General features: G+C 73.7%; 10 protein-coding genes and 1 riboswitch. Of the genes, 2 read left to right on the top strand and 8 right to left on the bottom strand.

The window, feature by feature from the left end:
* Positions 1 to 267: 267 nt before the first annotated feature.
* From C1C97_RS12080 to C1C97_RS12070, 3 genes are all read right to left on the bottom strand, one after another.
* Positions 268 to 1,800, bottom strand: coding sequence for an FAD-dependent oxidoreductase (locus C1C97_RS12080; protein ID WP_121032085.1), 1,533 nt, complete (start codon positions 1,798 to 1,800; stop codon positions 268 to 270).
* 195 nt (positions 1,801 to 1,995) lie between these two features.
* Positions 1,996 to 2,319, bottom strand: coding sequence for a lycopene cyclase domain-containing protein (locus tag C1C97_RS12075; protein ID WP_110920509.1), 324 nt, complete (start codon positions 2,317 to 2,319; stop codon positions 1,996 to 1,998).
* A complete protein-coding gene (locus C1C97_RS12070; protein WP_121032083.1) occupies positions 2,312 to 2,716 on the bottom strand; it encodes a lycopene cyclase domain-containing protein in 405 nt (134 codons plus the stop codon). The genes C1C97_RS12075 and C1C97_RS12070 overlap by 8 nt, the downstream gene beginning before the upstream one ends.
* 169 nt (positions 2,717 to 2,885) lie before the next feature.
* Between C1C97_RS12070 and C1C97_RS12065 the strand changes: the two genes are divergently transcribed.
* Together C1C97_RS12065 and C1C97_RS12060 are read left to right on the top strand one after the other, a co-directional pair.
* Positions 2,886 to 4,106: a cytochrome P450 gene (locus tag C1C97_RS12065; protein ID WP_110920503.1), complete on the top strand. Its 1,221-nt coding sequence runs from the start codon at positions 2,886 to 2,888 to the stop codon at positions 4,104 to 4,106.
* A 142-nt stretch (positions 4,107 to 4,248) separates the two neighbouring features.
* Positions 4,249 to 4,899: a DUF998 domain-containing protein gene (locus tag C1C97_RS12060; protein ID WP_158591160.1), complete on the top strand. Its 651-nt coding sequence runs from the start codon at positions 4,249 to 4,251 to the stop codon at positions 4,897 to 4,899.
* Here the strand turns inward: C1C97_RS12060 and C1C97_RS12055 are convergent.
* The 5 genes from C1C97_RS12055 to C1C97_RS12035 form a co-directional block, all read right to left on the bottom strand.
* Entirely contained in the window at positions 4,889 to 6,379 is a 1,491-nt protein-coding gene (locus C1C97_RS12055) for an ArnT family glycosyltransferase (RefSeq protein ID WP_121032079.1), read from the bottom strand. The two genes, C1C97_RS12060 and C1C97_RS12055, sit on opposite strands and share 11 nt — an antisense overlap.
* Positions 6,352 to 7,572 (bottom strand): glycosyltransferase, encoded by a 1,221-nt coding sequence (locus C1C97_RS12050; RefSeq protein WP_158591159.1) that lies wholly within the window; start codon positions 7,570 to 7,572, stop codon positions 6,352 to 6,354. Before C1C97_RS12050 ends, C1C97_RS12055 begins: the two co-directional genes overlap by 28 nt.
* A gap of 286 nt (positions 7,573 to 7,858) precedes the next feature.
* Entirely contained in the window at positions 7,859 to 10,297 is a 2,439-nt protein-coding gene (metE, locus tag C1C97_RS12045; RefSeq protein ID WP_110920507.1) for a 5-methyltetrahydropteroyltriglutamate--homocysteine S-methyltransferase, read from the bottom strand.
* Between the two features lie 124 nt (positions 10,298 to 10,421).
* Complete coding sequence (locus C1C97_RS12040; RefSeq protein WP_110920508.1) at positions 10,422 to 11,417, bottom strand: methylenetetrahydrofolate reductase; 996 nt, start codon at positions 11,415 to 11,417, stop codon at positions 10,422 to 10,424.
* A gap of 40 nt (positions 11,418 to 11,457) precedes the next feature.
* Positions 11,458 to 11,574, bottom strand: a riboswitch (SAM riboswitch).
* Positions 11,575 to 11,733: 159 nt separating this feature from the next.
* Entirely contained in the window at positions 11,734 to 12,063 is a 330-nt protein-coding gene (locus tag C1C97_RS12035; RefSeq protein WP_121032075.1) for a hypothetical protein, read from the bottom strand.
* Between the last annotated feature and the right edge of the window lie 291 nt (positions 12,064 to 12,354).

Raw genomic sequence — 12,354 nt, 5'->3', positions numbered from 1 at the left:
AGTCACCGCCGGAATTCACGTTGAAGGGTTGAGGCCCCACACCTATTGGGTGTGGGGCCTCCCCGCATTTAACACGCACAATGGGTGTGCACCGTGGGTGGCGGGCTTACCGCACGAGCACGGTGCCTACCGACCCACCACACCCCGGCCAGGGCGGGGGTTGGTGGTTCCGCCGAACCACCCCTGGGCCCCGGACGGCGGTGTGGGTGGTCCCCGTAGATCCCCCCCCCCCCCCCCACACCACGCGCGGGCCCCCCGGGGCCCGGATCAGGACCTGCCGGCGAGCAGCCCCCGCATCGGCACTGTCCACAGATCCTGTCCTGCGGCGCCCCACCGGCCCAGCAGCGCATTGCCCGCCAGGAACCCCGTGGTGGCGGCGCGCTCCATCAGGGCGACCGGGTAGTCGCACCGCACCCAGTCGCCGGCCAGCACCAGGTGCTGCCAGGGCGTCTCGACGCCGGGGCGCCCCGCCCAGTTCTCCGGGGTGATGAGGGTGCAGTCGTCGCGGATGAGGGTCTCGCGCTCCACCACGTTGAGGTGTGCGCACTCCGGCCAGATCCGGTGCAGCTCACGCTCCATCTGCGCCGCGAGGTCGCGGGCCGCGGGTGAGCCCGGCTGCACGTCGGTGTCGCATGCGTAGGCGTGGAGCTCCACCACGGAGCCGCCGTGTTCGGCGGACCAGCGTGCGGCTCCCGCCTCGAAGCGCTCCAGGAGCGAGACGTTGTCCACGGGACCGAAACCGCTGGTCCCCACGAACGCCGGGCGTTCGGTGTCCACGAGGCCGTCGTACCAGAGCCGGAGCACGGTGAAGGGAGGGGCATTGCGGGTGTCTGCGACGGACGCCTTCCATGCGTCCACCGTGCCGGCCTGCACGTTCCCACGGAGCCGGTCCACCAGGCCGCGTGCGGAACGCGGATCCGTGGCGAGCACGGCGGCGTCGGCGGTGATGACGTCCTGGCCCGTGCAGACCGTGACCTGATCGTCGGTGATCTCCCACGAGTCCACTTCCGCGCCGCACCGGACGGTGACACCGCGCTCCGCCAGCATGCGCCCGAGCGGTGCCCAGATGGCGGTGTCGTAGTCGTCGGTGGGGACGTCGAAGATCAAGCCCTCCGCGGAGCCGATGAAGTAGGCGTGGAACATGGCCACGAGCTCCCCGGCGGCGAAGTCGTCCGGAGAGGCGAAGAACGATCGGGCGAAGACCTCCAGGGCCAGATCGCGTGCGTCCTCCGGGAAGCGCAGCCGGTCGAGGAACATGGCCGCGGACTCGCCGTCGTACGCGGAGAAGGTGTCCGGGAAGCGGACCCGCATCATCTCCAGGGCCGCCTTGGCGTTGACGCGGGACAGGCTCCGGGGAGTGAAGGCGGGGCTGCGTAGCACGAAGCCGAGGACGTTCCACGGCGGTGTGCGCGGAATGTTGGCGAAGGAGTCCCCGGGGCGGCCGGCTCTCAGCAGCGGGTAGTCCGTCACGGGGGTGAGCCACTGCAGGTCGGGATCCACGCGACGCAGCAGGGAACGGAGGTTGTAGTACTGCCGGAAGAACGCGTGGAAGCCCCGGCTCATGCTGCGTCCGTCCGGCAGCGGCCACGCCGCCACTCGACCGCCGAGGCGGTCCGTGGACTCCAGCAGCGTCACCCGCGTGCCACGCTCGGCCAGGGCCGTGGCAGCGGCGATGCCGGCGATGCCGCCCCCGATGACCACTGCGGTGCGGTCGCCGTCCACGCGCGGTGCGCCGGTCGGTCCTGGATGCCGGACGGCCCGTCGGTCGCGTCCGGGGAAGTGCTGCTCAGGGGTGCTCATCGGTGTGCGGCTTTCTCGTGACGACGGTGCGCGGCATCCCGCCCCCGCTGCCGGGTGGCGGCAGCGGCTGGGGGAGGCGCGGCGGGTGGTGAAGGGTGGCGGACGACGTCGCCGCCCGGGGTGTGTGCCGCCGGAACCGTACGGCGGGTGGTTCCGCCCCCGAACGGAGGCGCGGCGCATCTGCGCACCGGGTGCTCAGCGGTGGTCATGGTCGGCCTGGCGGATCTCGGCCCGGCGCCACAGCATCAGCGTCAGCGTCACCATGGCGAAGCCGAACCCGAAGTCCTCCACCGGGATGTCCCACGGGAAGCGGACGCCGGAGAAATCCCGGGGGTTGTACAGCACCACCGGGTTCGACAGCTTGGTCAGCCAGCCGTCCACCGGGATCTGGAACGACAGGACGATGGCCATGGCGATCCAGTACCGGGCCGTGCGGAAGATTCCCGTCCGGGCCCAGAGCAGCTCCAGGAGCACCACGGCGACGACCCCGATCACGGTGAGGACGGTGTACTCAGGCACGGGGCCCACCCGGAGTCGAACCACCACGGACCAGGTCTTCCCGGACCAGGCCGTCCGGCCACCGGAACCGCAGGGGTCCTGTCCCCCGGGCGAGCCGGAGGATCTTGGCGACCGCTTCGTAGGTGAGCAGCCCGCAGATGGGGATCACCACGAAGAACACGAGCTCCTCGAGCGGCAGCGGCCCCAGGTGGATCCCCGTGATGAAACGCGGATTGTAGAACCAGTGGTCGCGGTGGATGCCCCACAGGTCCCGCGCCACGAACAGCACGATGACCGGCAGCATCACCCGCAGCAACCGCGCGGGGCGGCGGTAGACCCGCACCCCCACCAAGAATTCGAGGGGCAGGGTGATCGCCACGCACAGGCCCATCAGCACGAGGTACTGGCCGTGGTCCATCGACTTCCTTCCTGCGTCGGGAGCGGGTGCGTCTGTCGCCAACCCTACCCGAGGGGACGTCCCGGGTCCGGGGAGCCCGACCCGAGACGCCCCGGCCCGCGACGGCCGCGGTGCCTGCGCGGGGCCCCGGGCCGTAGACTGCGGACCACAGCAGGAGAGGACACACAACGTGAGCGAAGAGTCGGACGTACGCCGGTCCCGCAAACCGGGGGAAGCAGAGACACCCCGTGTGGAGCGCAGCGGTTCCGTCTGGAGGATCCGGGGGCTGACGGCGGCCCGGCAGGTGCTCCAGGCCCGCCACGCCACCACCCAGGCGGGTTTCACCGCCGAGGCGATCCCCAAGGGGTTCTTCCGCCACCACCCCATCCTGGTCTCGGACGGGCCGCTGCACGACGAGCAGCGCAAGAAGGTCGGGCGGTTCTTCGCGCCCGCGGTGGTGGCGCGCCGGCACAGGGCGGGCATCGAGTCCCGGGCCGCCGCCTTCGTGGCTGCCGCCGTCCGCGCGGACGAACCCTGTCTCCTGGACGAGCTGGCCCTGCGCTTCACCGTGGACGTCACCCGGGAGATCGTGGGCATCAACCACTCGTCCCTGGACGGGATGTGCCGGCGCCTGGTGAGCTTCTTCAACCAGCCGCCGCTGGACATCACCAAGCCGGACTACGGCCGCACCCGCGCGCAGTGGGCGCAGGCCGCCTTCAACGCGCTCCTGCCCATTGCCCGCTTCTACCTCGCGGACGTGCGCCCGGCGATCCGGGCACTGCGCAAGAACCCCGGTGACGACGTGGTCAGCCACCTGCTGGCCGAGGGGTACTCCACCGCGGACATCCTGGTGGAGTGTGTCACCTACGGCACCGCGGGAATGGTGACCACCCGCGAGTTCATCGTGATGGCCGCGTGGCACCTGCTCGACGACGACCGGTTGCGTGCCCGCTACCTGGCGGCGCAGGAAGAAGAACGGTTCGCCATCCTGCACGAGATCCTCCGGCTGGAGCCCGTGGTGGGCCATCTGTACCGCCGCGTCCAGGAGCCGGTGGAGATCACGGACGGCGGGACCACCTGGACGGTGCCGTCCGGGGACCTCGTGGACATCTGCGTGCGCCAGACCAACACCGATCCCGAGGCCGTGGGCGAGCGTCCCACCGGGGTCTGCCCCGCGCGCTCCATGCCCCCCGGGGCGGACGCCACCGGGCTGAGCTTCAGCGACGGCGCGCACAAGTGCCCCGGGCGGCCGCTGGCCATCACGGAGACGGACAGTTTCCTGGTGCGGCTGCTGCGCCACGATCCCGTCATCGTGGACGCCCCGTCCCTCGAGTGGGACAACCTCATCGAGGGGTATGCCCTGCGGGGGATGCGGTTGCGCTTCCCGCGGGCCCGCGCGGGCGCCCTGTGAGCAGCGACCCCGGGCCCGGCGCCTCCGCCCGGCAGCACGACGGCGCCCAGCGCACCCGGCGTCCCCACCCCGGCGGACCCGTGCGCGGGGTGAGCGCGGCAGTGCCGGTTCCCGCGCCGCGGAGGGCCGCGGGCGCGGCGTCGTGAGGGGACCTGCAGCGACCGCGGCGGGCACACGGGCCCGGTGCGGGGCACTGCTCGTGCTCGCCGCGGTCCTCCTGTTCGCCGTCACCGTGGTGGTGTCGCTGTCCACCGCCGGGACCGCGTACGTCTGGTACGACAACATGATCAGCGACCTCGGGGACGGCGCGTGCCGCGTGCGCGGCGGCAGGTGGATCTGCTCCCCGCGTCATGTCCTCTTCAACACGGGGGTGTCCCTCACCGGTGTGCTGCTCATGGCCGCCGGGGCATGTCTGATGCGGTGGTGGGGGCGCGCACTGGCCGGCAGCGTCGTCGTCATGGGCGCGGGCCTGGTGGCCACCGGAGTGTTCCCCGCCGGGAACACGGCGGGCCTGCACCTGGCGGCCGTGGTCCTCGCGCTGGTGGTCCCGGCCACGGGATTCCTGGTGTCCGGGATCCGTCCCGGGACGCCGTGGCTGCGCCGCCGCCGTGCCACGCGCGTGGTGCTCGCGAGCGTGGCCCTCGTGTTCGCCGCCGTGAGCCGTCTGCCGGACGGTGTGGTGCCGCGCGGCGCCGGTGAACTGGTGATCGTCGGGGCGCTGCTGCTCGCGCTGCTCGTCGAGGCCGGGTGCGTGCTCACCCGCGGGTCCCGAGCGGTGGACGTCAGCCGCTGATCCGGCGGAACCGGGGCCACAGCGTCCCCCAGTCGGCGGTGGGACCCTCGCAGTGCAGCACGGGCATGTCCACGAGCTCGGGGTGGACCACCGGGCCGGTCCGCGGGGACGGACCCGGCGCGCACGAGGCGAAGGAGCCGCGCAGCGCCGTGGCGTGCTCACCCACCAGCAGCACCCGCTGGGATCGCGGGGGCCCGAGGTCCCACAGGCCGTTGTGCCCGGAGTGCAGCGCCGCCCGGTCCGCGGGGGAGCCGTAGCGGTGCACCGCACCGGCCAGTGCGTAGCCGTCGACGACGACGTCCTCCCCGGGTTCCCGGGCCCCGGTCACCTCGGCCGCCAGCTCCGGCCAGCCGAGCTGGTCGCGGACGGTGGGGTTCACCGCGGACTGCACGCCCACCCAGGGCTGGGCGGCGGGCAGCAGCGGAAGGCAGATGAGGCAGGCCACCGCGGCGTTGGCGAGCACCACCGCACCTCTCCTCCCGCGGCTCCAGCGCCGTCGCAGCCGGGGGCCGGCCCAGCCCAGCGAGAGGGCCGGCAGCACCGCGCCCATGGGATAGTGCGGCTGGGAGGGGGAGACGAGAGTGAAGGCCACCACCAGCAGGACGGTGGGCAGTAGGAACCGGGCGGCGGGTTCGGCCCCGCGCCAGGGGTCCAGGAGTCCGTGCAGTGCCACGAGGGTCAGGGGTGGGCCCACGAACAGGGCGAGGGCGGGCAGGAGTGCGAGCCGCACGACGTCGCCCTGCTGCGCCACCAGACCCGCGGACACCTGGGACATCGGCAGCCCGTGGCTCAGCTGCGCCCAGAGCTGGGGCGCGGCCAGCACCAGGAACAGGCCCGCGCCGAGCACCGTCTCGCGGGTGCGCAGCAGCCACCGGCAGGTGAGGCACAGCGAGACGAACAGCGCCCCGAGGAGCGCGACGACGAGCAGCTTGTTCCAGCAGGCCACCCCCGCCACGGCTCCCGCCCAGACGAGGAAGCGGGGCCGGCCCTGCGCGGCGCGCAGCACGAACAGGATCACGAGCTCCCACGCGAGCAGGTCCAGGGCGCCGGTGGTGAAGATGTGTCCCATGAGCAGCGGGTACACGGTGAAGGCGTGGGCCCACGCGGCCAGTCGCTGGGTCCACGGCCCGGTGCCGAGCGCCCTGGGGAAGAGGCTCGCCACGAGCGCCCCCGCGGCCGCGGCCGCGACGGCGGGCAGCCGCTGGACCCACACGGCGTCGCTGACGTGGGCGGCGAGCCACGTCAGCCACACCGTCAGCGGCGGCTGGTCCACGTACCACCACCGCAACGGCAGCATGCGGAAGTACAGCTCGTCCCAGTGCGGCCCGTAGCGGCCTGCCACCAGGAGCAGGGCCACCGAGACGGCGATCATGGGCGCCGCGGCGATCCGCAGGGGGGAGATCGCGGCCGGCAGGGCGGTGGACCCCGCGCCGCGCAGGGCGTGCTGCGTGCTCACCGGGGCGCCGCCGCGCTCAGCCACTCCTCCACCTGGTGCACCGCGCGTCCGCAGCCGTCCTCCGCGCGCACCCGCTCGGCGAGGAGCTCGGCGCGGGCGGCCACGGCCGGGTCCAGGGCCTCCCGGATGAGCCGGGCCAAGCGCGGTCCGGTCAGTGCCTGGCGACGCAGCGGGCGCGGTGCGACGCCCAGCGCGTGGAGGCGGCTGCCCCAGTAGAATTGATCGGCGAAGTGCGGGACCACCACGGAGGGCACCCCCGCCCGGACGGCGGCTGCCGTGGTGCCGGCGCCCCCGTGGTGCACGACGGCCCGCACGTGCCGGAACAGCGCGTCGTGCGGCTGCTCGTCGATGCAGACCACGTTCGGGTGCACGCGCCCCCGCAGCCGGCCGAGCTGCGCGACGGCACGGACCCCTGCGCGCTCGCAGGCGTCGCCCACGTGCTGCAGCACCTCGGAGGGGGATCCGCGCTGCATGGAGCCGAAACCCAGGTAGATCCAGTCCCCGGAGCCCAGCAGCTCCAGCAGGGGATCGGGCAGAGCCCCGTGGCCCACGGGCCCCGTCCACCAGCCCGTGACCGTGCCCTCCGCGGGCAGCACGGGCACCAGCTGCGGGCTGAAGGCGTAGAGAGAACCCGCGGTGGCCGTGGTGAGGCCCACCGGATGGCGTGCGGCGAGATGCAGCCGACCGCGCCGCCAGTGGCCCGCGACACCGCCCAGGTACGGCTCGGCGCGGCGCAGGGCACCCCGGGCCAGGCGCCGCGCCGGGCCGGGCACGCGCCACGAATAGGGAAGCAGGGGCATCGGGCCGTCCAGCTCCGGGTACTCGGGCCACATGTGCGCCCGCACCACGGGCACCCCCTGCTGCAGGGCGGCGTCGACGGCGGCGATGGAGAAGGTCGAGGCGATGAGCACGTCCGCGTCCTCGAGCGCCTCCCGGGCAGGGGCCGCACCGGAGTGGACGAAGTCCGCGAAGAGGTCCCGGGACCGGTTCAGTTCCCAGGGGCTCCACCGGTGGGCGGCCTGGCCCGCCGGCCCGGCCATCAGCGACTGCGGATCGCTGGGCACGGGAACCACCTGCAGACCGGCATCCAGCACGTCCCGGGAGGAGTCGTGGGTGACGAGGGTGACCCGGTGGCCCGCTGCCGCGAAGCGGTGCGCGAGGTTGGCGAACGGAACGACATCCCCGCGGCTGCCGATCGCGGATACAGCGACCTTCACCCGATGTGCTCCTCGACGTCGTCTCTGCTTCCGCCCCGGCGACGACGTCGGCGGAACCGCGGGCGAGCGCTCTGTCACGCCCTCCGCTCCATGGTAGTGGTTCGGTGCCGGGGCAGACAGTCGGGGCAGCGGCGTCGGGTCGTGCCTCCCGGCGGACGCGGACCGGGCGCCCCGTCGCTCCCGTGCACCGGGGCGGGACCTCACGCACCCGCCCCGGTGCACCGCGGTTCGACCCGCCGTCCGGCGCACGGGCGCGAACACCCCGGCCGCCATACCGGTGCGCGGGTCAGCGGACCGCGCCGACCACCGCCCGCGGCGCGGTCCCGGGCGCCGCGCTCACACCGGGGCGGGCGGCGTCGTCCTCCCGGGCGAGTTCCGCGCGCACCGTGACGGCCGCGGCCACCAGGCGGTCCAGCGCGGCCTCGGTCTCCGGCCACCCGCGCGTCTTGAGACCGCAGTCCGGGTTGACCCACACGCGGTCGGGGCCGAGCGCGGCGGCGGCGCGGCGGACCCGCCGGACGACCTCCTGGAACGTGGGGACGCGCGGCGAGTGGATGTCCCACACCCCGGGCCCCACGTCCCGGGGGAAGTCCGCGGCGGCGAGACCGGCCACGATGCCCGAGCCGGAGCGCGAGGCCTCCAGCGTGGTGACGTCCGCGTCCAGGGCGTCGATGGCGTCCAGCACCGTCTCGAACTCCGAGTAGCACAGGTGGGTGTGGACCTGGGTTCCGGTGGCCGCACCTCCCGTGGCCAGGCGGAAGGCGTCCACGGACCACCGCAGGTAGTCCGGGCGGTCCGCGTCCCGCAGCGGCAACAGCTCGCGCAGTGCTGGCTCGTCCACCTGGATCACCGCGGTGCCGGCCTCCTCCAGGTCCGCGACCTCGTCCCGCAGGGCAAGCGCGACCTGGTCCGCGACCTCGGCCGCGGGGACGTCGTCCCGCACGAAGGACCACGCGAGGATCGTCACCGGGCCCGTGAGCATGCCCTTGACGGGGCGCTCCGTGAGCGACGCCGCGTAGCGGGTCCAGTCCACGGTGATCGGCGCGGGGCGGGAGACGTCCCCGAACAGGATCGAGGGGCGCGTGCACCGCGAGCCGTAGGACTGCACCCAGCCGTGGCGGGTGGTCACGAAACCGTCGAGCGCCTCGGCGAAGTACTGCACCATGTCGTTGCGCTCCGGCTCGCCGTGCACGAGCACGTCCAGGCCCAGCTCCTCCTGAGCGCGCACCGTGCGGGCGATCTCGGACCGGATGGCTTCCCAGTAGGCGGCGCCGTCCAGGCGACCCGCCCGGTGGGCGGCGCGGGTCGCCCGGATCTCGGCCGTCTGGGGGAAGGAGCCGATGGTCGTGGTGGGCAGCGGGGGCAGCTGCAGGCGCTCGTGCTGCGCCGTCCGGCGCTCCGCGGCGGATGCCCGCACACGGTCCTCGCTGCGCACGGCGGCGGTGCGCTCACGGACCGCCGCACGGTGCGTCGCGGGGTGCGCGGCGCGGCCCGCCCGGATCTCCGCGTCCCGGGCGAGGGTCCCGGCAATCGCCTCCCACCCCTGCTCCACGCCGCGCGCCAGCTCGACCACCTCGGTGACCTTCTGGTCCGCGAAGGCCACCCAGCTGCGCACGTCCGGGTCCAGTTCGGTCTCGCGGGTGACGTCGTGCGGGACGTGCAGCAGGGGCGTGGCCGTGCCCACCGGGACGGGACCGTGCGCCGCGGCACGCAACCGGTCCAGGGTGTTCTTCGCCCGCGCCAGGTCCGTGCGCCACACGGTCCGGCCCCCGACGACGCCGCCCACCACCGGCCGCTCGCCCCACGCCTCGAGCGCGGCTCCACCGGGGACGTCCCCGCGGTCGAGGTCCACCGCGAGAGCGTCCACGGCCGTGCGGGCCAGGGCGAGGTGGGCGTCCTCCCCGGCGTCCCCGTAGCCCACCGTGACCAGCACCGCGGGGTGGTCGGCCAGGGACGTCAACCGGGTGTACGCGGTGGTCACGGCGGAGATGATCCGTGACCGCGGGACGCTCCAGCCGTCCGCGGCCAGTGCCGGCTCGTCCAGCTGCACCCATTCGACGCCGGCCGCGGCCAGCGAGCTGAGGATCGCGACGTACTGGGCCAGCACGTCGTCGAGCCGGGCCAGCGGATCCACCGGGGCGGCGTCGTCGGCGGGGGTCTCCGGGCGGGAGAGCAGCAGCAGGGTCACCGGCCCCACCAGCACGGGGCGGGTCCTGACCCCGGTGCGCCGCAGGGTGTCCCGGTAGCGGGACACCAGACTCTCGGGGTGCGCGTGCAGCGGGGTGTCCGGATCGAGCTCCGGCACGTAGTAGTGGTAGTTGGTGTCGAACCACTTGGTCAGCTCCAGGGGCTCCACCTCGTCCGTCCCCCGGGACAGCGCCGTGATCAGCTCGATGCCGCGCACGGTGTCCGGGGCGGCGGGGGAGAAGCCGTCCGCCCGGAACCGGGCCGGGACCGCACCCAGGGCCAGGGCGGTGTCCAGCACGTGGTCCACGGCGGAGCCCTCGGAGGGGATGGCGTGATCCGCGTCCAGGCCCAGGTCCTTCAGTCGGACGGTCGTGCGCTCCCGCAGCCGGGCGAGGGTGTCCAGCACGGTGGTGGCCGGGTGCTGCACGGAGTCCTGCCAGTAGGACTCGAGCGCGCGCTTCAGCTCGCGGTCCGGGCCGATGCGCGGGTAGCCCAGGATGGTCGCGGACGGCAGCGGGGCGGTGTTCAGGACGGACATGGGATCTCCTCGGGGGTGATGTGGTGCTGACGATGGGGAAAATGGGTGTGCGGGACCCGCGCCGCGTGCGGGTGCGCTCGCGGCGGGAGCGCGGCGGGGTGGGTACTTGCCGGGGCCGGCCGGGTCAGGCGGCGGGGCTACGGCCGCGGTATTCGCGGGCGGCGTCCCGCACGCGCAGGTGCTCCAGGATGGTGAGGGCGGCCTCGGGGCGGTTGAACGTGTACAGGTGGAAGCCGGCGCAGCCCAGGTCCAGGAGGTCGTCGATGAGCGACAGCGTGGCGGCCGTGCCGCGGTGGCGCAGATCCTCGGCGGAGTCCGCGGTCAGGAACTCCGTGAGGTGCCGCGGCACGGGCACCCCCGTGATCTCGGTCATCCGCCGCAGCCGGCGCGGATCCGTCAACGGCATGAGCCCCGCGACCACCGGGAGGTGGATGCCCTCCGAGCGGGCGCGCTCCAGGAAGCGCGCGTAGTCCTCCGGCTCGTAGAGCACCTGCGTGATCGCGTAGTCCGCGCCGGCCTCCTGCTTGTCCCACAGGGAGGCCAGGTCCGCCTCGAAGTCCCGGCCCCGCGCGGGCGAGGGGTAGCACGCCACGGACACGGACAGCGGCCGGTTCCCGGGGCGGAAGCCGCCCCCGAAACGACGCCGCTCCACGTCCCGGACGAGCCGCACGAGTTCCGCGGCGCGGCCGATGCCGCCGGGCGGGGTCTCCCACTCGCCGGCGCCCAGCGGCGGGTCCCCGCGCAGCGCGAGGAGGTCCCGGACGCCGTCGTCCACCAGCCGTTCCACGGACCGTTCCAGCCCGGCGCGGTCCGTGCCGCCGCACGTGAAGTGCGCCATGACGGGGGTTTTCGTGGTGCGGCGCAGATGGCGCAGCGCCGCACGGGACACCCCGCCGCTCGCGGAGTGGCCGTGGGTCACGGAGAAGAAGTCCGGACCGGCCTGCGCCATGGCATCGATGCTCCGCCACACGGTGTCCGGGTCCGCGGTGGGGCGCGGCGGGAAGACCTCGAAGGAGACCAGGGTGGAGCGGCGGGGCCTGCGCACCAGCCAGGACGTGCCCGTGGGCGGTTCCACCGTGGCATCACGAACGTGGTGGGAATCGAGCAGTGGTGCTGACATGTGAGAAATCCTCCGGCGGTAGGACGCCGGAGGACTCCGAGCGCCGTACTTGCCGAGCACGCGGTCGCGTGACGGCCGGATCGTCATCTGGGGCACCCCACTACAGCGGGAGGGTTGCCGTCCGGCCAGCCAGAGCTTTGCGCCGGAACTCATGATCCTTCAGTGGTAGCGAAGGTAGCACGGATGGTGAGTGTGTCAAAGGAGGGGGTGGGGCATCCGGCCCGCCCGCGGGCAGGACGGATCCCCGAGCCGCGGCGCGTGCCGCCTCACCGGGTGGCGGGGGCGGCGGTGCAGCAATCGCGGGCCGCGGTGGCGGTCAGCTGCGCGGGGTCCTGGCAGGACCGTCGATCCCGGGGGAAGCGGCCGTGCTCCCCCGGCCGCGGGGACCGAGAGGGGGGTCGAATTCGTGGTCCGGGTCGTCGTCGGGGCGGTGGTCCTGGTGGAAGAGCCGGACCAGGGAGAGCGTCACGGCCGTGAGCGTGCACGAGCTGGCCACCACCACCAGGAAGAACGGGAGCACGGGCAGGTGGGCGGACCAGTCGTCGTGGACGTAGGACACGGCGTAGGCGAGCACGCCCACCGCCCCGAACACCACGGCCAGGATGTAGAAGATCCGCTCTAGGAGATGCGGTCGCGCAGTTGCCATGGGGGCCTTCTCGACGGGAACCAGGGGGGAGGGCCACGATTCGCGGGGCCGCGACCGTGTGGAGCGCGGAGATGCTCCGTGGTGCGCCGATCATAGCAAGCGAAGACATCGTCGCAGGTGAGACGCCACTCACGTGCTGCTGGGCGCGGTGGTCCGTTCTATGCGTCAGCATGCACGTGCCGGTGCATGCCGGGTGCGTGGGACGTGTCACCACGGCCTCCCCGTCCGTGGTGAACGTCGTGTGCCTCGACGTGCGGACCGGCCGGCACGTCCGCAACGCGAACCAGTGGC

Source organism: Kocuria tytonis (assembly GCF_003226895.2).
In the GTDB taxonomy this organism is placed as follows: domain Bacteria; phylum Actinomycetota; class Actinomycetes; order Actinomycetales; family Micrococcaceae; genus Kocuria; species Kocuria tytonis.
This window is presented reverse-complemented; position numbering and strand designations above follow the sequence as displayed.